This window comes from Haloferax sp. DFSO60, assembly GCF_046557615.1.
Lineage (GTDB): Archaea > Halobacteriota > Halobacteria > Halobacteriales > Haloferacaceae > Haloferax.
The window spans coordinates 619,120-636,570 of record NZ_JBKIII010000002.1 but is presented as its reverse complement, the minus strand read 5'-3'; the positions used below and the strand labels follow the sequence as shown (position 1 = coordinate 636,570).

At 61.3% G+C, this 17,451-nt stretch carries 25 protein-coding genes and 2 tRNA genes; 22 read left to right on the top strand and 5 right to left on the bottom strand.

Annotation, left to right across the window (positions count from 1 at the left end; genetic code table 11):
- The first annotated feature begins 95 nt into the window (after positions 1 to 95).
- The 5 genes from ACK509_RS12775 to ACK509_RS12755 all read left to right on the top strand — a co-directional run bounded on the left by ACK509_RS12775 (position 96) and on the right by ACK509_RS12755 (position 5,995).
- A complete protein-coding gene (locus tag ACK509_RS12775) occupies positions 96 to 1,625 on the top strand; it encodes an amidohydrolase (RefSeq protein ID WP_410766923.1) in 1,530 nt (509 codons plus the stop codon).
- Entirely contained in the window at positions 1,626 to 2,807 is a 1,182-nt protein-coding gene (locus tag ACK509_RS12770; RefSeq protein WP_410766922.1) for an MFS transporter, read from the top strand.
- A gap of 58 nt (positions 2,808 to 2,865) precedes the next feature.
- Complete coding sequence (gene pyrF, locus ACK509_RS12765; RefSeq protein WP_410766921.1) at positions 2,866 to 3,663, top strand: orotidine-5'-phosphate decarboxylase; 798 nt, start codon at positions 2,866 to 2,868, stop codon at positions 3,661 to 3,663.
- A gap of 64 nt (positions 3,664 to 3,727) precedes the next feature.
- Positions 3,728 to 4,276, top strand: coding sequence for a J domain-containing protein (locus ACK509_RS12760; protein WP_410766920.1), 549 nt, complete (start codon positions 3,728 to 3,730; stop codon positions 4,274 to 4,276).
- A 114-nt stretch (positions 4,277 to 4,390) separates the two neighbouring features.
- Positions 4,391 to 5,995, top strand: a complete 1,605-nt coding sequence (locus tag ACK509_RS12755) for a GTPBP1 family GTP-binding protein (protein ID WP_410766919.1) — start codon at positions 4,391 to 4,393, stop codon at positions 5,993 to 5,995.
- 12 nt (positions 5,996 to 6,007) lie between these two features.
- Here ACK509_RS12755 and ACK509_RS12750 read toward each other — a convergent pair whose 3' ends face one another.
- The 3 genes from ACK509_RS12750 to ACK509_RS12740 form a co-directional block, all read right to left on the bottom strand.
- Positions 6,008 to 6,493, bottom strand: coding sequence for a hypothetical protein (locus ACK509_RS12750; RefSeq protein ID WP_410766918.1), 486 nt, complete (start codon positions 6,491 to 6,493; stop codon positions 6,008 to 6,010).
- On the bottom strand, positions 6,490 to 7,422 hold the full coding sequence (gene mch, locus ACK509_RS12745; RefSeq protein ID WP_410766917.1) for a methenyltetrahydromethanopterin cyclohydrolase: 933 nt from the start codon (positions 7,420 to 7,422) through the stop codon (positions 6,490 to 6,492). Before mch ends, ACK509_RS12750 begins: the two co-directional genes overlap by 4 nt.
- 70 nt (positions 7,423 to 7,492) lie before the next feature.
- Positions 7,493 to 7,804: an MTH1187 family thiamine-binding protein gene (locus tag ACK509_RS12740; protein ID WP_410766916.1), complete on the bottom strand. Its 312-nt coding sequence runs from the start codon at positions 7,802 to 7,804 to the stop codon at positions 7,493 to 7,495.
- Between the two features lie 106 nt (positions 7,805 to 7,910).
- On the opposite strand from ACK509_RS12740, the gene ACK509_RS12735 reads away from it, so the two are divergent.
- The 5 genes from ACK509_RS12735 (at position 7,911) to ACK509_RS12715 (ending at position 10,081) form a co-directional block, all read left to right on the top strand.
- On the top strand, positions 7,911 to 8,078 hold the full coding sequence (locus tag ACK509_RS12735) for a hypothetical protein (RefSeq protein WP_410766915.1): 168 nt from the start codon (positions 7,911 to 7,913) through the stop codon (positions 8,076 to 8,078).
- Positions 8,079 to 8,125: 47 nt separating this feature from the next.
- A complete protein-coding gene (locus ACK509_RS12730) occupies positions 8,126 to 9,181 on the top strand; it encodes a YihY/virulence factor BrkB family protein (RefSeq protein ID WP_410766914.1) in 1,056 nt (351 codons plus the stop codon).
- 38 nt (positions 9,182 to 9,219) lie between these two features.
- Positions 9,220 to 9,495, top strand: coding sequence for a hypothetical protein (locus ACK509_RS12725; protein WP_410766913.1), 276 nt, complete (start codon positions 9,220 to 9,222; stop codon positions 9,493 to 9,495).
- 45 nt (positions 9,496 to 9,540) lie between these two features.
- Positions 9,541 to 9,795, top strand: coding sequence for a hypothetical protein (locus ACK509_RS12720; RefSeq protein WP_410766912.1), 255 nt, complete (start codon positions 9,541 to 9,543; stop codon positions 9,793 to 9,795).
- A gap of 64 nt (positions 9,796 to 9,859) precedes the next feature.
- Complete coding sequence (locus tag ACK509_RS12715; protein ID WP_410766911.1) at positions 9,860 to 10,081, top strand: hypothetical protein; 222 nt, start codon at positions 9,860 to 9,862, stop codon at positions 10,079 to 10,081.
- 184 nt (positions 10,082 to 10,265) lie between these two features.
- Here the strand turns inward: ACK509_RS12715 and ACK509_RS12710 are convergent.
- Together ACK509_RS12710 and ACK509_RS12705 are read right to left on the bottom strand one after the other, a co-directional pair.
- Positions 10,266 to 10,336, bottom strand: a tRNA-Gly gene (locus ACK509_RS12710).
- A gap of 10 nt (positions 10,337 to 10,346) precedes the next feature.
- A tRNA-Gly gene (locus ACK509_RS12705) sits at positions 10,347 to 10,417 on the bottom strand.
- A 280-nt stretch (positions 10,418 to 10,697) separates the two neighbouring features.
- Here ACK509_RS12705 and ACK509_RS12700 point away from each other — a divergent pair.
- Genes ACK509_RS12700 through ACK509_RS12645 form a run of 12 tightly spaced genes read left to right on the top strand, consistent with a single transcriptional unit; the run spans position 10,698 to position 17,451 of the window.
- Complete coding sequence (locus ACK509_RS12700) at positions 10,698 to 11,540, top strand: putative RNA uridine N3 methyltransferase (RefSeq protein ID WP_410766910.1); 843 nt, start codon at positions 10,698 to 10,700, stop codon at positions 11,538 to 11,540.
- Positions 11,541 to 11,544: 4 nt separating this feature from the next.
- Positions 11,545 to 12,561 (top strand): 50S ribosomal protein L3, encoded by a 1,017-nt coding sequence (locus tag ACK509_RS12695; protein ID WP_410766909.1) that lies wholly within the window; start codon positions 11,545 to 11,547, stop codon positions 12,559 to 12,561.
- Positions 12,562 to 12,564: 3 nt separating this feature from the next.
- A complete protein-coding gene (rpl4p, locus tag ACK509_RS12690) occupies positions 12,565 to 13,311 on the top strand; it encodes a 50S ribosomal protein L4 (RefSeq protein WP_410766908.1) in 747 nt (248 codons plus the stop codon).
- Positions 13,308 to 13,562 carry a 50S ribosomal protein L23 gene (locus tag ACK509_RS12685; RefSeq protein WP_410766907.1) on the top strand — a complete coding sequence of 85 codons (255 nt, stop codon included), beginning with the start codon at positions 13,308 to 13,310 and terminating at the stop codon, positions 13,560 to 13,562. The genes rpl4p and ACK509_RS12685 overlap by 4 nt, the downstream gene beginning before the upstream one ends.
- A 2-nt stretch (positions 13,563 to 13,564) precedes the next feature.
- Positions 13,565 to 14,290, top strand: a complete 726-nt coding sequence (locus ACK509_RS12680) for a 50S ribosomal protein L2 (protein WP_410766906.1) — start codon at positions 13,565 to 13,567, stop codon at positions 14,288 to 14,290.
- A gap of 2 nt (positions 14,291 to 14,292) precedes the next feature.
- Positions 14,293 to 14,715, top strand: a complete 423-nt coding sequence (locus ACK509_RS12675) for a 30S ribosomal protein S19 (RefSeq protein WP_410766905.1) — start codon at positions 14,293 to 14,295, stop codon at positions 14,713 to 14,715.
- Positions 14,716 to 14,719: 4 nt separating this feature from the next.
- Positions 14,720 to 15,181, top strand: a complete 462-nt coding sequence (locus ACK509_RS12670) for a 50S ribosomal protein L22 (protein WP_410766904.1) — start codon at positions 14,720 to 14,722, stop codon at positions 15,179 to 15,181.
- A complete protein-coding gene (locus ACK509_RS12665) occupies positions 15,181 to 16,071 on the top strand; it encodes a 30S ribosomal protein S3 (RefSeq protein ID WP_410766903.1) in 891 nt (296 codons plus the stop codon). Before ACK509_RS12670 ends, ACK509_RS12665 begins: the two co-directional genes overlap by 1 nt.
- On the top strand, positions 16,072 to 16,284 hold the full coding sequence (gene rpmC, locus ACK509_RS12660; protein ID WP_390221562.1) for a 50S ribosomal protein L29: 213 nt from the start codon (positions 16,072 to 16,074) through the stop codon (positions 16,282 to 16,284).
- Positions 16,284 to 16,718, top strand: coding sequence for a ribonuclease P protein component 1 (locus ACK509_RS12655; protein ID WP_410766902.1), 435 nt, complete (start codon positions 16,284 to 16,286; stop codon positions 16,716 to 16,718). Before rpmC ends, ACK509_RS12655 begins: the two co-directional genes overlap by 1 nt.
- Positions 16,709 to 17,053 carry a 30S ribosomal protein S17 gene (locus tag ACK509_RS12650; protein WP_410766901.1) on the top strand — a complete coding sequence of 115 codons (345 nt, stop codon included), beginning with the start codon at positions 16,709 to 16,711 and terminating at the stop codon, positions 17,051 to 17,053. Before ACK509_RS12655 ends, ACK509_RS12650 begins: the two co-directional genes overlap by 10 nt.
- Positions 17,053 to 17,451, top strand: coding sequence for a 50S ribosomal protein L14 (locus ACK509_RS12645; protein WP_410766900.1), 399 nt, complete (start codon positions 17,053 to 17,055; stop codon positions 17,449 to 17,451). The genes ACK509_RS12650 and ACK509_RS12645 overlap by 1 nt, the downstream gene beginning before the upstream one ends.

Genomic DNA, 17,451 nt, shown 5'->3' with positions numbered 1-17,451 from the left:
TAACGATTTCCGGTTCCTGTTCAACCGAGCCGCTCGGGAGAGACCTTCGACCGCTCATCCGACCTTTTTTGCTCTCCCGCATCGCGGTCACAGGTATGACTGCGGCAGCGGACCTCGTACTCACGAACGCCGAGGTTCACACGCTGGAATCGCCTGACGAGACGTACGAGGCACTCGCCATCCGTGACGGGCGTATCGTTCGAGTCGGTCGTGCCTCCGACGTGGAACTCCTCGCGGGCGTCGAAACGAAGGTCATCGACTGCGAGGGGCGCGTCGTCCTCCCCGGATTTATCGACGCCCACACGCACCTCCCGATGGTCGGAAAGTCGCTCGTTCACGCCAATCTCTCGGGCGCGAAATCAGTGGATGAGGCGCTCTCCCGTCTTCGAGAGCGGGCCGAAGCAGTCGAAGAAGGCTGGATTATCGGCTTCGGCTACGACGAGAGCGCGTGGGACGAGACACGGTATCTCACCCGCGACGACCTCGATTCGGTCTCCGACTCGGCCCCCGTCGTCGCCTTCCGTGAGGATATCCACACGGCGGGCGTGAACTCGGCCGTCCTCGAAGCGTACATCGACGAACTCCCCGTGGACGACGTGCAGAAAAGAGGCGGTGAACCGACCGGCGTCATCGTCGAAGAGGCGGTCGATGTCATCCGAGAGGCAACAGAACCCGACCGCGAGGAGATGGAGGCCCTCGTGCGTGCCGCCCAAGACGATGCGACCGCAAAGGGCGTCACCGGCACCCACGACATGATTCGCGGGTCGTACGCACCAGAAGTGTACCGTGACCTCGCCGAAACAGGTGAGTTGGACCTTCGAATTCGAACGAACTACTGGTCGGACCACCTCGACGCCCTCGAAGAGGTCGGCCTCCGAACCAACCACGGCGACGGACTCGTCCGGATAGGTGCGATAAAGTCGTTCACCGACGGGAGTTTCGGCGGTCGAACGGCGAAACTCAGCGAACCGTACGCAGACGCTCCCGACGAGACTGGCCAGTGGGTAGTCGGACCTGCGACCTTGAAACAACTCGTCGCCGAGGCCGACGGCGCGGGCTACCAACTCACCACTCACGCAATCGGCGACGAAGCAATCGACGCCGTCCTCGACGCGTACGAAGACACCGAAGCCCGCGACGCTCGCCATCGGGTCGAACACGTCGAACTCGCATCTGACGAGGCGATCGAGCGCTTTGCCGACCTCGGCGTCGTCGCCAGCGTCCAACCGAACTTCCTGAAGTGGGCAAGCGAAGACGGCCTCTACGATGCACGACTCGGCGACAGACGGTTGAAGACGAATCGCTACCGTGACTTCCTCGATGCGGGCGTTCCACTCGCGTTCGGGAGCGACTGCATGCCGCTCGACCCGCTGTTGGGTATCGACCTCGCGACCGACCACCCGAACCCCGACCAGTCACTCACGGTCACCGAAGCCCTCCGTTCCTACACGAGTGGAGCCGCCTACGCTGGATTCGACGAAGACCGACTGGGAACCATCTCGGTCGGGAAACTGGCAGACCTCATCGTCCTCGACGAGTCACCGTGGGAGTCGGATTCGATTCGGGCTATCGACGTGTCGATGACTGTCGTAGATGGCCGAGTCGTCTACGAGGCAGCCCGCTAAATGGAGAGCGGCCTCCGCTCGCCGGTCGCGAAATACTACGCCTACAAAGCGACCGAGTTCGTCTCCTTTACCGCCGCGATTTGGATTCTGTTCGTCCGGTCTCGGGGACTCACGTTCGCCGAAGTGGGGGCGCTCAACAGCGTTTGGTGGGTCGCACTCGTCGTCAGTGAAATCCCGACTGGTTACCTCGGTGACCGAATTGGCCGCCGGTCGGCGATGGCGTTGGGGACTGGAATCATCGCAGTTTCGACCGCTGCAATGGGCGTCTCATCGACCTTTCTCCAACTCGCAATCGTCTATGCGACGTGGGCGGTCGGCCAAACGTTCCGAAGTGGGAGCGACGACGCGTGGCTCTACGATTTACTGGGTGAGACGAACGAGACGAGCGAATTCGCGAACATCAAAGGTCGGGCCGCTGGCATCGGCCTCGCAATCGGCGCGCTAACGACGTTCGCCGGTGGGGTGTTCGCCGACTGGGCGAACTACTCGGTGCCCTTCTTCGCCACCGCTATCGTTACCGCACTCGGCATTCCAATCCTCCTGTCGGTCCCCGAGTCCAGCGATGGCGGTAGTGATTTCTCGCCTCGGATGGCGGTGCAGGTCATCCGCGACAAACCCGCAAAACCGCCGCTTCGAAGCTTCGTACTCTACTTCGCGCTGCTCTTCGGCGTGGTCAACATGGCATACATCTTCGACCAGCCAATCATCCGCGACGTGGTACTCGAGTTGGGAGTTCCCGAGGCGGCGACGAACACCGCTGTCAGCGCCTCGTATGCCGTCTTCTCGCTCTTCGGTGCGGCCGCAAGCTATCGCGCTGGATGGATTCGAGAGCGAGTCGGGACTCGAAATTGGTTCGTCGGCGCACCAGTGTTGCTCGGTCTTTCGTACCTCACGCTCCCAATTTTCGGCCCGCTCGCGTTTCCCGTCTTCATGCTCGCTCGCGGTATCACGAACGTCTCGACCGCACTCGGTAACCAGTACGTCAACGACCACGTGGACTCGATTGGCCGGGCGACAGTTCTTTCGGCCGCTGGGATGCTCTACTCACTCGCCGTCGTCCCGTTCGAACTCGCGGGAGGCGTCGTCGCCGACGTGATTTCGCCGACTGGCGCGCTCGCGCTCTTTGGTGGTGTCTTGCTCGTCGGAGTCGGCATCTCGTGGGTCGTCGAGCATCCGGTCTGACTCTCGTTCCCAAGCCGAAGGGAAAACCCCTTACTCCCGGTCGTCGCACTCGGGTTCAATGGGCTTCTTCGACGACGTTGCCGACCGCATCGAGCAGGTGGATAGTGTCGTCTGTGTCGGTCTCGACGCCGACATGGACCGGATTCCCGAACACCTCTTAGACAAGGACCTCCCGCGCTGGGCGTTCAACCGCCGCATCATCGACGCGACCCACGAACACGCGGCGGCCTACAAACCGAACGCCGCGTTCTACGAAGACGCCGATGGCTGGCGCTCGCTCCGCGAAACTATCGCCTACGCCCATGGGAAAGGTGTGCCCGTCCTCCTCGACGCCAAGCGCGCCGACATCGGAAACACGACGCGCCAGTACGCCCAACTCCTCGACGAAGCCGACGCGATAACCGTGAACCCGTACATGGGACGCGACTCGATTCAGCCCTTCCTCGCCCGCGAAGACAAGGGTGTCTTCGTCCTCTGTCGGACCTCGAACCCCGGCAGTGCCGACCTCCAGTCACTCACGCTCGAAACCGGTGAACCGCTCTACGAGCGCGTGGCCGCGCTCTGTGACCTCTGGAACGAACACGGAAACGTCGGTCTCGTCGTCGGCGCGACCGGCCCCGAAGAACTCGAATCACTCCGCGAGCAGGTTCCAGACCTTCCCTTCCTCGTCCCCGGAATCGGGGCACAAGGTGGCGACGCCGAGGCCGCAGTCGAGTTCGGACTCGCAGACGGCGTCGGTCTCGTCAACTCCTCACGCGGCATCATCTTCGCGGGTGAAGGCCAGGGCGAAAACTTCCACAAAGCCGCCGGACAGGCCGCCAAGAAGTTAAAGAATCGGCTGAACCAGTACCGCTGAGCCGAGTTCTGCATTTCTTACCCTTCGGCGAGACGTTTACCCGCATCGACTCCTAATCTCGGTCGTGGACCGCGACCGACTCGTCTTGGGCCTCGCGGCGGTGTTTGCGGGTCTCACCATGCTCCTCGTCGTGTTGGCCTTCGTCTATCAGCCCTTCTTGCTGGCGTTAGCTCTGCCATTCGGCGCGACGACCTACTTCATGTACTCCTCGGTGAGCGGTCGCCTCGAAGAGCAGTTCCGACGCCAGCGTGCCAACGCCGACGAATTTGGCGGATTCGGCGCGCGACGACAGCGCGAATCCTCGACCGGGGGGTTCGGTGCAGGCCCACGCGGCGACCCGCGAGAAGGGCCGCGCGCCGGTCGCTATCGCAACGTCGGGGGTCGAGAGTACCAGTACGAATACCAGCGTCGCCAGCGCCCGCCACAGCAACCCCGAAACGGCATGAGTCGAAAAAAGGCGCTTCGAACACTGGGGCTCGACGCCGACGCGACCCAAGAAGAGATAAAAGACGCCTACCGGAGACTCGTCAAAGAGACGCACCCCGATTCGAAATCGGGCGACCAAGAGGCGTTCAAGCGCGTCTCGAAAGCCTACGAGCGGCTCTCTGAGTGAGCGAACGACCTCGTTTTCGCCGAAATTTACATCCCACTTACTTGTGTGTTCTATAGTACCACGGGTATTGGTACCGCGGAAAGCGTTTTCACGGTTGGTTTCCTACGCCCGCCCATGAGCGCCGATCGGGCCATCCTCAACGAGGCCCTTGAGCGTGGTGAACAGGAAGGTGGGAACGTCGAGTTCAAAGAGCGTCTCACCCGCGCCGTCCACCTCGCAGATGGTCGCATGGAGTCGCTCGCCGCCCAACTCCGACACCGAGTTCTCTCCGGAGACGGAGTCGCAACCTACGTCGTCGGCGTCACTGACGACGGCGGCATCGCCGGAATCGCTCCCGAAGACTTCTCCGAGACACTCGATGTACTCTCGTTGCTCGCTGAAGAAGCGGGCGCACACATCGAAGACGTCGAGACGTGGGGCGTCGGCGACGGCGCAGAGCGCGGACTCGTCGGTCTCGCAACCATCCGCGAAGGCGGCATCCTCGACGTGGACGACGACCACATCGTCGTCGGTACCGCAGGCCACGTTGACCACGGTAAGTCCACGCTCGTCGGGTCGCTCGTCACCGGACAACCCGACAACGGCAACGGCAGCACCCGCGCCTTCCTCGATGTACAACCACACGAAGTCGAGCGTGGCCTCTCGGCTGACCTCTCGTACGCAGTCTACGGATTCAACGAGGACGGGCCGCTGCACATGCAGAACCCCCACCGAAAATCCGACCGGGCGAAAATCGTCGAAGACGCCGACCGACTAGTCTCCTTCGTCGATACTGTCGGGCACGAACCGTGGCTTCGAACGACGATTCGAGGGCTCGTCGGCCAGCGACTCGACTACGGCCTGCTCGTCGTCGCCGCGGACGACGGCCCGACGCGAACGACGAGAGAACACCTCGGTATCCTCCTTGCCATGGAGTTGCCGACGGTCGTCGCCATCACGAAAGTCGATGCGGTCACGACCGAACGCGCCGAAGAAGTCGAGCGTGAAGTCGAGCGCCTGCTCCGCGATGTTGGACGAACGCCGCTTCGAATCGAACGGTACGGCGTCGAGGCCGCTATCGAAGAGATTAGCGAGTCGGTCGTCCCCATTCTCCGGTCCAGCGCGGTGACGATGGAGGGCATCTCCGAACTCGACCAGTTGTTCGAATCGCTCCCCAAGCGACAGGCCGACGAAGGCGACTTCCGGATGTACATCGACCGAACCTACTCGGTGACCGGTGTCGGGGCCGTCGCCTCGGGGACGGTCAACTCCGGAGCAGTCGAAGTCGGGGACAAACTCCTCGTCGGGCCGATGACCGATGGCTCGTTCAGAGAAGTCGAAGCCCGCTCTATCGAGATGCACTACTACCGCGTGGACCGAGCAAACGCCGGTCGAATCGTCGGTATCGCGCTCAAGGGCGTCAGAGAAGAAGAACTAGAGCGCGGGATGGTACTCGTCCCCGCCGACTCGAAACCAACTCCAGTGTACGAGTTCGAAGCCGAGGTGATGGTCCTCAACCATCCGACTCGAATCCGAGACGGGTACGAACCCGTCGTCCACCTCGAAACCATCTCCGAGGCATCAATCTTCCACCCAGAGGGTGGTCAACTCCTCCCCGGCGACACGGGCACCACGGCAGTAGAGTTCAAATTCAGGCCGTACTTCGTCGAAGAAGGTCAGCGATTCGTCTTCCGTGAAGGTCGGTCGAAGGGCGTCGGCACCGTGACGAAAGTCCGGTAATCGAGAGCTGAATTAGGCGTCGGCAACGACGTAGCCCGATTCTTGCTTTTCTGCGAGTTCGAACAACACTGCCCACTCGAGCAGTCGCTCGACTCGCGTCCGCCAGCGGAGTTCCCAGCCTTCGGGGTCGCGGTGACGCTCCCACCGTGGTACGTACTGCTCGAACTGTTCGAATATCTCGTCTGTAGACTGCGGGTCGTCACCCAGTATCTCGATGGCCTCCCGTGCGCCGAAGACGTGTTCGACGAAGGCATCCCGAAGGTCGCCGGTCGATTGCTCGTCGCGGATGCGTTCGAACCCGCGACTGGCCTCCCGAGCGAGCCCGAGTGACTGGCAGAACACCAGCCAATCGCGACCCTCATCGCGCGACACGTCCAGTCGGTCGGCGATGCGACTACAACAGTCGTCTTCCGACCCCGGAATGAGCGGCACGCCACTGTGTGCGTCCTCCAAGCGGTCGAGCGACTCCGGTGCTGGCGGGACGGGCTTGCGTCTCACAGGTCGAACGAGTCGGCGAGAATCGCTTCGTCAGTCTCGCCGAGGGTGTAGGTGGGGCCGTCGATAACGTCGATTGTGGCCTGTGCAGGACCGAAGACGCTCGGGTCAACCTCCGAGAAGTCCCACTCCGCATCCTCGAAGAGGTCCACGAAGGGCACGCTGTATTCCGACCCAGCACTGGAGACGACTTCGTCGAAGTGGTCGAAGTCCTCGCTGACGGTCATGTGGACCTTCCCGCCGTAGGCCACGGCGTCGTTGGTTCGACCCATGGCAACGCTCTCGTTGTAGCTGACGGGCGCGAGTGGGGCGCTTCCACTGATGGAGACCACGTTGGTTGGGTCGTACCCGACTTCGAAGAGGTTGAACATCGCCAGTTCGGCGGTGCGAGCGGCACCCGTGACGCTGCCGACGAGCGAGCCAGTCGCGTACGTCGGAAGGAACAGGGCGCTCGGTTCGAGGTCCGTCATCTCGGCGACGTGTTCGGCAACCTCGTCGGTCGGCAGGTCGATACTCTCGACAGCGAGGACGCTCAGGTCGAACTCGTCGTAGTAGCCGAGTTCGTGGAACTCTGCTTCCTCGCCGACGAGGGCGCGGGCGGGACCGGAGCCGAGTCCGTCGAAGTCGTCGAAGACGAGTTCCCAGCCTGCTTTCTGCGAGCAGAGGAGTGCGAGCGCCGGTCGGTCGGTCGAAACTTCGACGTAGGGGCGGGGTGTGTCGGCAACGTCGCCCATTCGAGTCTGGACCGTCGCGAGTCCAGCAGTCTGAATCTCCGTGAGGAGCATCCCCGCTTCGACACCGCCGTCCGCATCGACGCCGAAGTCGATGACCGTCGCTCCGGAGTCGAGTTCGTAGCCCTCGATACCGAGTTCCGCGGCGAAATCGAGCGCCTCGTCAACCAGTTCGATGGCCATTCGATTGATGCTGTCCATGCGCGCCGATTGCGCGTCTTCGCCTAAAGGGTTTGTCAGTCCCCGTTGGCTTGGTTGGCCTTCTCACCCCCTAGCGCTCGCGTTTCGCGGCCCGACCGAGGTGTTCTTCGACGGCCGCCACTTTGTCGCTCGCCGACTGACTCACGGTTCGCTTGTCGTCGATTTTGAGGAACGTACTCACTCTGTCGCCATCGACTGCTTTGTGTGCCGCGCCGACTGCGGCGAGCAACTCGTCGATGTCGTCGGCTTCGATAATCGTCCCCATCGGATTCGTCTCGTAGGAGACGTCGAAGTCGTCGAGCGCGGCCACGGCCTTGGCGACTTCGCCCGACATGCTCGTTTCGATGACCGGTGCGACACTCAGCATTGCAATGACCGTCATGACTCACTCATCGAGGCCGAGTGAGGTAAAATCGAGGTGTGAGAAATTCAATATTTCGTGAAGAAAATCGATGCGGATATGAGTGGGATTACCCTCGAAACACGATATGTTCCGCTCGACATCATCCCGCCGAACACTCTTTGCACTCTCTGCTGTCGCAACTGCAGTTGGTGTCTGTGCCCTGATTGGTGTACTCGTCGGCTATCGCATGGAGTGGACGGCGACTGGCGCGCTCCTCGGTGTCGCGGTTTTTCTTTTCGTCTCACAGCGCTAACGTGCGGTTCCAGCCGGGTTTTTCTCGTTGGCTGATGTATGTGAGATATGAATCCACGCGTTGAGCGAGCGCTCATTTACGGTCGAGCAATCGCGTTTGAGGTGCGTACCGAGCGGTTGACGTTCATGGCCGGTAGCATCGCCTACGGCGCGTTCGTCTCACTGCTCCCGCTGTTCCTTCTCGTCCTCACGGCCGTCTCGGTGACCGGTAACGTGGGCCTCCGTGACAGTGTTCTTCGTCTCATCCAGTCAGTTCTCACACCCGGTGCGAGCGAAGTCATCGTCGCTGAACTCGAATCTTCGAGTCAGCTCACTGGTCTCTCAATCGTCGGCATACTCGTCCTCATATGGGGGACGCTCCGCATCTTCCGCGGCCTCGACACCGCATTCTCTGATATCTACGAGTCGGAGGCCGCTAACACCTTCACCGACCAGGTATCGGACGGCATCGTCGTCCTCGTCGTCGTTTCAGTCACCGTCGTCGCTGCCGCCCTTATCGACTCAGTACTCACGTCTTTCGGTGGCCCAGTCGGGTGGATTCTCCACCGGGGTGTCCTGATAGCCGCGCTCGTGGCGACGCTCTATCCGATGTACTACATCTTCCCCGACGAGGACGTGACGTATCTCGAAGTTCTCCCCGGGACGGTCGTCGCTGCCGTCGGATTGGCGGTTTTCGAGGGGCTCTTCCGATTCTACATCGGGGTTAGTAGCCAATCGACCGACCCCAGCGTCATCGCTGGCGTACTCGTCCTCCTGACGTGGCTCTACTTCAGCGGCCTGGTCATCCTCTTCGGCGCAGTCGTCAACGCCGTCCTCTCGAATCGCTCGCAGGACGTGAACGTTCCACCACTGTTCGGTGGTCTTCCCCCGCGAGAGAAAGCTGTCCTCGCCGACCGAACGACTGTCTCGGATGCCCTCTTCCGAGCGAACCGTCTCATCGAGTCGTCGAACGGTGAAATATTCGTCCGAGTCGGTGACGAAGAGGTACCCATTCCGCGGCCGGAAAAGGTCGTCCTCGATACGGATACGAACACATTCCTCCCTGACGGGCCGGTCCGTCTCGAACTCAGATGGTCGTCGTGGCCTGACAATCAGGAAAAGTGAGAACAGCGATTATGCGTTCGGCGCGCGAACGTTCGTCTATGGCAATTAGGACATCTTCCCAATCGACCAAAACAGTCGTTCCAGAACGCGAGTCGTGGGACGACGTTGAAGTGAGCCCGACGACAACGTCGCGGGCAGTGCGACCACCGACCGTCGTGGAAAATCGGCGGATGGTTGACCATCGCCTCGCCGAGTCCCGTCTCACCTGGCGGTGTGACGACTGCGGCGAACTCGGGATGCTGACTGCATTCCCCGCCTCCTGCCCGAACTGTTCGGCCCCACGAGAAGCACTGTACTACTTCAGAGAAGATTGAATCGCCGACCGCGACCGTTTTTTTCCTCCCCCACGCACCACAGGTATGTATCTCTCTCACCCCGTTCGGCGCATGCGTGACGACCCCTTCGAAGACGAGCGAGCGGAACTCCGAGTTCATCCGGAGACCGACGAGGCCCAGTCGGAACTGACCGCACTCGTCTCCGAACTCGGCGGGACTGTCGGGCGCGAACTCCAGTTCGGCGGCGTCATCGTCGTCGTCGAGGAGGCCGATGTCTCGGCACTGTGTGAACTGGATGCCATCGAACGAATCGAAACGTCGGACACACTCGGTTACTAGTTTCTACTTCGCTCGCACACGTGTGGCAACAACAGATATGTACGTTCAGCCGAGAGCGACGCGTATGGCATCTGCACCGCTACCACTCTCGCGACTCGTCGGCCTCGTGATGGCCGTCGTCGCAGTCGGTGTCGTGGTCTCGCGCAATACCCTCGAGACGGGTTCCAGCACTCGCACCAACCCGCTCGAGTTGTTCTTGACGACCACCGAAACGCAACCACTCTTCATCGTTGGCGTCGTCGCCGCTGTCGTTGGTATCCTCGCAGTCGTTCGATTCAGGGTGTGAAGGAGGGTGGTACAGGCGATGAAGTCTCTCGAAGAGTCCTTGGTGAACCGTTGGTACGGGATTTGAACCTCACTCACAAATCGGAGATTTGCTCGCTAGTTCAAATCGCCAGCGGGCACATTCACTCACTCAGAAGGAGCGACGCGACGAGACGCGTCGCTTGGTGAGTTGAGTTCGAGAGAAGTGCGTCGGCTGGGATTTGAACCCAGGTTGTGACCATGGCAAGGTCACGTGATACCACTACACTACCGACGCGTTCCGAAAGTGCGCTGGCTGGGATTTGAACCCAGGTTGTGACCATGGCAAGGTCACGTGATACCACTACACTACCAGCGCGTATCGCGGCGTTTGCTGCGTTTTTGGATAATGCCGGGTTGATAAATAAGACTTGCGAATCTGGGGGAGAAATCGGGCGACAGCGCGCCAACTGCTACCACATCAGTGGCATCCAATTGGATGTTTCAGATTTCCTGTTAATTTGTACCATGGGTCATTCGCTAATTCCTCACAAACAGGTGCGTGGGAGGCTCTATCACCCCAGAAACGATTCGCTACTCTTTTAGGTTGCCCCCCGGTACAAACGCCACAGTCTAGATGAGACGAGGATGAATTCGGCATGACACACAGCGTACTCGTGCCGTCCTCACTCGTCCGGGAAGCCGAAGACCAACGCGAGGCAACTCGCAAACTCGGCTACATCGCCCGTGCGGCGGTGATCTTCCGGGCAGACCGACTCGTCATCTTCCCCGACGAAGATGGCGAGACGCGATGGGGCGGTGAGTTCGTCGAAACCATACTTCGGTATGCCGCAACGCCACCATACCTCCGAAAAGAGGTGTGGGGCAAGCGGGACGAACTTCGCTACGCTGGTATCTTGCCGCCTATGCTCGTGTCGTCTACGACCGCAGGTGACTCAGACGAGTTGCCTGCGTTGCGAGAAGGAATCGTGACCGAGGTCGGACCTGACGACCGCGTTCGGGTCAATTGCGGAATGCAACACCCGATCTCCCTGTTCGTCCCGCCAGGGATGGACGTTAACGAGGGAGAGCGCGTCGCTGTCAGGATCTCTTCGCGAGAACCGGTCCGTGCGAGGATTGTCGATGAGCCCCTTCCCGGGTTCACGGTCTCCCGCATGGACCTCACGGAAGCACTCGGCCTGCCAGATGCTGGCGTGCGAATCGCCACGTCTCGCTATGGCGAGTCGCTGTCGGTCGCCCGACTGGGCGAACTGACGGCCCGCATCGCCGACGCCGACGGAATGACCGTCGTCTTCGGTTCGCCGGGCCGAGGCCTTCCGGACATCCTTGGGTTGGACCCCGAGGGTGTCGCAGACGTCGAACCTTCCGGTGGTCCGGGGTTCGACCTCTGGCTCAATACGATTCCGCGACAGGGCAGCGAAGTGGTGCGAACTGAGGAAGCGATGTTCGCGTCGCTCGCGTCCCTGACACTCACGGAGTGAATACATGCCACAACCAAGCAGACCACGAAAAGGCTCGATGGGCTTCAGCCCACGCAAGCGCGTGACCAAAGAGGTTCCGCGCATCAAGTCGTGGCCAAGTGACGATGGCTCCCCTGCACTGCAGGGCTTTGCTGGCTACAAAGCCGGTATGACCCACGTCATGATGGTCAACGACGAGGCCGACTCCCCCCGAGAAGGGATGGAGGAAGCCGTTCCGGTGACCGTCGTCGAGACGCCACCGATGCGTGCTGTCGCCATTCGTGCCTACAAGCAGACGGCGTACGGACTCAACCCGGAGACTGAGGTCTGGGCGAGCGAGTTCCACGACGAACTCGACCGCGTCCTCGACCTTCCGGCAGAAGATACGTTCGAAGAAGATGCCGACGAACTTCGCGCAGCCGTCGAGGCTGGCGAGGTCGATGACATTCGCGTCATCACGCACACGGTTCCGTCGGACCTCAAGAACGTCCCGAAGAAGAAACCTGACGTGATGGAGACGCGCGTTGGCGGTGGCTCGCTCGCAGAGCGCGCCGACTTCGCACTCGAACTCGTCGGTGAGGGTGGCGTCCACGAGATGTCGGACGTCTTCCGCGCTGGCGAGTACCTCGACGCCGCTGGTGTCACGAAAGGTAAGGGTACCCAAGGTCCCGTCAAGCGATGGGGCGTCCAGAAGCGGAAGGGCAAGCACGCCCGTCAGGGCTGGAGACGCCGTATTGGCAACCTCGGCCCATGGAACCCGTCGCGCGTTCGCTCGACGGTTCCGCAACTCGGTCAGACCGGGTACCACCAACGCACCGAACTCAACAAACGCCTGATCGACCTCGGTGAGGACGACGAGGCATCCGTCGAGGGTGGCTTCGTCAACTACGGTGAGGTCGACGGCTCCTACGCGCTCGTCAAAGGCTCGCTTCCGGGCCCCAACAAGCGCCTTCTGCGGTTCCGACCGGCCATCCGGCCGAACGACCAACCGCGCCTCGATCCCGAGGTGCGCTACGTCTCTACCGCATCGAACCAGGGTTAAACCATGCAGGCAACTATCCGCGACCTGAACGGCGACGACGCAGGCAGCATCGACCTGCCTGAGGTCTTCGAGACGGCTTACCGTCCGGACCTCATCAAGCGCGCAGTCATCGCCGCACAGGCCAACCGAAAACAGCCGTACGGTTCCGACCCCTACGCTGGCATGCGTACGCCAGCAGAGTCCTTTGGGAGCGGCCGCGGCATGTCGCACGACCCACGTCAGAATGGTGTCGCTCGACGTGTTCCGCACGCCGTCTCCGGCCGCCGCGCCCACCCGCCGAAGGCCGAGAAGGACCAGGGGAAGAGCATCAACACGAAAGAGCGCAAACTCGCAGTCCGCTCGGCACTCGCCGCAACGGCGAATCCCGAACTCGTCGCAGAGCGCGGCCACCAGTTCGACGACGACCTCGAACTGCCGCTCGTCGTCTCTGACGACTTCGAGGACCTCGTGAAGACGAAGGAAGTCGTCGAACTCCTCTCGTCGCTCGGCGTCTACGCCGACATCGAGCGCTCGGAAGACAACAAGAAGGTCAAGGGCGGTCAGGGCAAACTCCGTGGCCGCAAGTACACGCGTCCGAAGTCGATTCTCTTCGTGACGTCCGAGGAGCCATCGAAGGCTGCTCGCAACCTCGCCGGTGTCGACGTCGCAACCGCGGCGAACGTCTCGGCCGAGGACCTCGCACCCGGTACCCACGCCGGTCGCCTGACCATCTTCACCGAAGGTGCACTCGCAGAGGTGGCTGACCGATGAGCACGCTCATCGAACACCCACTCGTCACTGAGAAGGCGATGAACATGATGGACTTCGACAACACGCTCCAGTTCATCGTCCACATCGACGCGAACAAGCCCGAAATCCGTGAGGAGATCGAGTCGCGTTACGATGTGACCATCGAAAACATCAACACGCAGATTACGATGAAGGGGAAGAAGAAAGCAACCGTCCGTCTCTCTGAAGACGACGAGGCGCAGGAAGTCGCCTCCCGAATTGGGGTGTTCTAACGATGGGACGCCGAATTCAGGGCCAGCGTCGTGGTCGCGGTTCCTCCACGTTCCGTGCACCATCGCACCGCTACAAGGCCGAACTGTCCCACAAGAAGTCTGACGACGATGGCACCATCTCCGGTACCGTCGTTGGCATCGAACACGACCCCGCTCGCAGTGCGCCTATCGCACTCGTCGAGTTCGAAGACGAACAGCGCATGATCCTCGTTCCTGAGGGAGTCAGCGTCGGTGAGGAGATCCAGATCGGTGTCTCCGCCGAAATCAAGCCCGGCAACACGATGCCGCTGGCTGAGATTCCCGAAGGTGTCCCCGTCTGTAACGTCGAGCGCCAGCCCGGCGACGGCGGGAAGTTCGCCCGTGCATCCGGTGTCAGCGCACAACTGCTCTCGCACGACCGCGAGGTCGCAGTCGTGAAGCTCCCGTCGGGCGAGGTCAAGCGCCTCAACCCCACGTGCCGTGCAACCATCGGCGTCGTCGCCGGTGGCGGTCGAACGGAAAAGCCGTTCGTCAAGGCAGGGAAGAAGTACCACAAGATGAAAGCGCGTGGTATCAAGTGGCCGCGCGTCCGCGGTGTTGCTATGAACGCCGTCGACCACCCGTTCGGTGGCGGCGGACGGCAGCACCCCGGTCAGCCGAAATCTGTCTCGCGGGACGCCCCGCCGGGACGGAAGGTCGGTGACATCGCCTCTAAGCGCACCGGTCGCGGTGGCAAGGGAGGTAAGTAATCATGAGCACGCAATACCGTACCGGCCGCGAAGGTGACTTCACCTACCGTGGCTACACGCTCGAAGAGCTGCAGGATATGGAGCTCGACGAAGTCGCGGAACTGCTCCCCGCTCGACAGCGGCGAACTATCACCCGTGGCCTCTCGACGGACCAAGAGAAACTGGCTGCGAAGGCCGAAGACAAGACGGAAGAAGGAACGGCGAACGCGCCAATCCGCACGCACCTGCGTGACATGCCGATTCTCCCGTCCTTCGTCGGACTCACCTTCGCTGTCTACAACGGCCAGGAATTCAAACGTGTCAAGATTCAGCCCGAGATGATCGGACACTATCTTGGCGAATTCCAGCTTACTCGGTCGTCAGTGACCCACGGGCAGGCCGGTATCGGCGCGACCCGGTCCTCGAAGTTCGTGCCGCTCAAGTAAAACCATGGGAATCAACTACAGCGTCGAGGCCGACCCGGAGACCACCTCCAAGGGGATGCTCCGCGACCGGCCCATCAGCCTCAAGCACAGCAAGGCCGTCTCCAAAGCGATCAAGGGGATGTCCGTCGCCGACGCCGAGGAATACCTCGAAGCCGTCATCGACGGCGAGCGGTCGGTTCCGTTCAAGCAGCACAACTCGGGTGTTGGTCACCGGAGCGATATCGATGGCTGGGACGCAGGACGATACCCCGAAAAGGCGTCCAAGGCGTTCCTCGAACTCCTCGAAAACGTCCGGAACAACGCCACCGAACAGGGCTTCGATGGTCCATCGATGGAAATCATGCACGTCGCAGCCCACAAAGTCGGAGAACGACCAGGCCGGAAACCCCGCGCATTCGGTCGTGCCGACCCGTGGAACACTCCAATCTGTGACGTCGAACTCATCATCGAAGAGGTCGAGGAATAATGGCTGACGAACACCAATTCATCGAAAACGGACTGCAGCGGTCCCAGATCGACGAGTTCTTCGCAAAGGAACTCGGTCGTGCAGGCTACGGCGGCATGGACGTCGCCAAGACGCCGATGGGCACCCAAATCGTGCTCAAGGCAGAGAAGCCTGGTATGGTCATCGGGAAAGGCGGGAAGAACATCCGCAAGGTTACCCGCGAACTCGAAGACCGATTCAACCTCGACGACCCGCAGATTGACGTACAGGAAGTCGACGAGCCGGACCTCAACGCCCGAATCGTCGCCGACCGCCTCGCCAACGCACTCGAGCGTGGCTGGTACTTCCGCAAAGCAGGCCACACGACCATCGACCGTATCATGGACTCCGGCGCACTCGGCGCCGAAATCGTCCTGTCCGGCAAGGTCACTGGCGCTCGCTCGCGCGTCGAGAAGTTCAACCGCGGCTACATCAAGCACAACGGCGAACCCGCCCAGGAAATCGTCGACGAAGGCCAGGGCGTCGCCGTCATGAAGCTCGGCACCATCGGTGTCACGGTCAAGATCATCCCGCCGGGAGCGCGACTCCCCGACGACTTCGAAGTCGAAGAAGGCGCAGAGCCTGAAGCGGTCGAACAGATCGAAGAGACCGAGAGCGTCGAAGACCTCCTCGAAGAGGAACCGGAAGAAGTTCCGGACGTCTCCGAGGATGCCGACGCCGAAGTCGACCTCGAAGAGGACCTCCTCGAAGAGGAAGCCGTCGAGGAAGATGCTGACTCCGACGAAGAGGAAGCAGTCGAGGAAGAAGTCGTCGAAGACGACGAAGAACTCGACGAAGAAGTCGCTGAGGAAGCGGCCGACCTCGTCGCCGAGATGGAAGCAGAAGACGACGAAGAAACGGAGGAAGAATAAATGGCAATCCTCTACACCGAAGAAATCCGCGACATGACGCCCGCAGAGCGTGAAGCCGAGCTCGAAGAGCTCGAAACTGAACTGCTCAACGCGAAGGCTGTCCAAGCGGCAGGTGGCGCACCGGACAACCCCGGTCGTGTCTCCGAGCTGAAGCGGACCGTCGCCCGAATCAAGACGATTCAGGGCGAAGAAGGCGACTTCGACGACGAATAATGTCACTCACACCCGAGACCCTCACACGACACGAACTCAACGGCCTCCACGTCGAGGTCGTCGACGCGGCGAACCCCGACTTGGTCGGGATAGCCGGTCGTATCGTCGTCGAGACGATGCAGACGTTCCACGTCGATGACGGGACTCGGGTGCGACAGGTGCCCAAACACGGGGCAACATTCGAATTCACGATTCAACGCACAGATGAAGCCGCCGACGCCGAGAAGGCGTCGGGGACCACGTCCAAACTTCGGTCGGATACTACTGGCGGATTAGATGCCAGTCAGTCTGGTCGGCGCGCCGAGACATACTCGGCGGCTTCTCGGGACTCCGAGAATTGCGAGGGCGTGGCCTACGTTACGGTGGATGGCTCACAACTGCTCTCACGACCCGCATTGCGCACCGAAACAAGAGGTAGCTCGAAATGGCAATAGGACTTGACGTTCCAACGCCTCCGGAACCCGAAAATCCGGAGGACTACGACTACGATAAATGTCCGTTCTACGGCTCGCTCTCCGTCCGGGGTCAGACCCTGGAAGGGACAGTCGTCTCGACGGACATGGCAAAGACCGTCATCGTCGAGCGGGAGTACGACGTATTCGTTCCGAAGTACGACCGCTACATGAAGCGACGTTCCCGCATCCCGGCACACGTGCCGGGCGTGCTCGACGAACTCGCTGTCGGTGACGAAGTGAAGATTGCGGAGACTCGCCCGCTTTCGAAGACCAAATCCCACGTTGTGGTGGAGGTCATCGGAGGTGACGACTGATGGAAGCTCTTAAAGCAGACATCACGAAAGGCGTCGCCCGCGGTTCGCTGATCACGTGCGCTGACAACACCGGCGCACGCGAACTCAAAGTTATCAGCGTCGCAGGCTACTCCGGCACGAAGAACCGCCACCCCAAAGCAGGCGTTGGTGACAAGGTGACCGTCTCGGTCACGAAGGGTACGCCCGAAATGCGCCGCCAGGTACTCGAAGCCGTCATCGTTCGACAGCGGAAATCCATCCGCCGTCCGAACGGTACGCGCGTCAAATTCGAGGACAACGCGGCCGTCATCATCGACGAAATGGAAGAACCGCGCGGGACCGAAATCAAGGGTCCTGTCGCGCGTGAGGTGGCCGAACGCTTCGGAAGCATCGCTTCCACCGCGACGATGATCGTATAG

Bases quoted from the DNA above. Each gene is read 5' to 3' on its own strand.
- ACK509_RS12775 (WP_410766923.1), top strand. From the start codon at position 96: ATGACTGCGGCAGCGGACCTCGTACTCACGAACGCCGAGGTTCACACG.
- ACK509_RS12770 (WP_410766922.1), top strand. From the start codon at position 1,626: ATGGAGAGCGGCCTCCGCTCGCCGGTCGCGAAATACTACGCCTACAAA.
- pyrF (WP_410766921.1), top strand. From the start codon at position 2,866: ATGGGCTTCTTCGACGACGTTGCCGACCGCATCGAGCAGGTGGATAGT.
- ACK509_RS12755 (WP_410766919.1), top strand. From the start codon at position 4,391: ATGAGCGCCGATCGGGCCATCCTCAACGAGGCCCTTGAGCGTGGTGAA.
- mch (WP_410766917.1), bottom strand. From the start codon at position 7,422: ATGGACAGCATCAATCGAATGGCCATCGAACTGGTTGACGAGGCGCTC.
- ACK509_RS12740 (WP_410766916.1), bottom strand. From the start codon at position 7,804: ATGACGGTCATTGCAATGCTGAGTGTCGCACCGGTCATCGAAACGAGC.
- ACK509_RS12735 (WP_410766915.1), top strand. From the start codon at position 7,911: ATGTTCCGCTCGACATCATCCCGCCGAACACTCTTTGCACTCTCTGCT.
- ACK509_RS12730 (WP_410766914.1), top strand. From the start codon at position 8,126: ATGAATCCACGCGTTGAGCGAGCGCTCATTTACGGTCGAGCAATCGCG.
- ACK509_RS12725 (WP_410766913.1), top strand. From the start codon at position 9,220: ATGGCAATTAGGACATCTTCCCAATCGACCAAAACAGTCGTTCCAGAA.
- ACK509_RS12720 (WP_410766912.1), top strand. From the start codon at position 9,541: ATGTATCTCTCTCACCCCGTTCGGCGCATGCGTGACGACCCCTTCGAA.
- ACK509_RS12715 (WP_410766911.1), top strand. From the start codon at position 9,860: ATGGCATCTGCACCGCTACCACTCTCGCGACTCGTCGGCCTCGTGATG.
- ACK509_RS12700 (WP_410766910.1), top strand. From the start codon at position 10,698: ATGACACACAGCGTACTCGTGCCGTCCTCACTCGTCCGGGAAGCCGAA.
- ACK509_RS12695 (WP_410766909.1), top strand. From the start codon at position 11,545: ATGCCACAACCAAGCAGACCACGAAAAGGCTCGATGGGCTTCAGCCCA.
- rpl4p (WP_410766908.1), top strand. From the start codon at position 12,565: ATGCAGGCAACTATCCGCGACCTGAACGGCGACGACGCAGGCAGCATC.
- ACK509_RS12685 (WP_410766907.1), top strand. From the start codon at position 13,308: ATGAGCACGCTCATCGAACACCCACTCGTCACTGAGAAGGCGATGAAC.
- ACK509_RS12680 (WP_410766906.1), top strand. From the start codon at position 13,565: ATGGGACGCCGAATTCAGGGCCAGCGTCGTGGTCGCGGTTCCTCCACG.
- ACK509_RS12675 (WP_410766905.1), top strand. From the start codon at position 14,293: ATGAGCACGCAATACCGTACCGGCCGCGAAGGTGACTTCACCTACCGT.
- ACK509_RS12670 (WP_410766904.1), top strand. From the start codon at position 14,720: ATGGGAATCAACTACAGCGTCGAGGCCGACCCGGAGACCACCTCCAAG.
- ACK509_RS12665 (WP_410766903.1), top strand. From the start codon at position 15,181: ATGGCTGACGAACACCAATTCATCGAAAACGGACTGCAGCGGTCCCAG.
- rpmC (WP_390221562.1), top strand. From the start codon at position 16,072: ATGGCAATCCTCTACACCGAAGAAATCCGCGACATGACGCCCGCAGAG.
- ACK509_RS12655 (WP_410766902.1), top strand. From the start codon at position 16,284: ATGTCACTCACACCCGAGACCCTCACACGACACGAACTCAACGGCCTC.
- ACK509_RS12650 (WP_410766901.1), top strand. From the start codon at position 16,709: ATGGCAATAGGACTTGACGTTCCAACGCCTCCGGAACCCGAAAATCCG.
- ACK509_RS12645 (WP_410766900.1), top strand. From the start codon at position 17,053: ATGGAAGCTCTTAAAGCAGACATCACGAAAGGCGTCGCCCGCGGTTCG.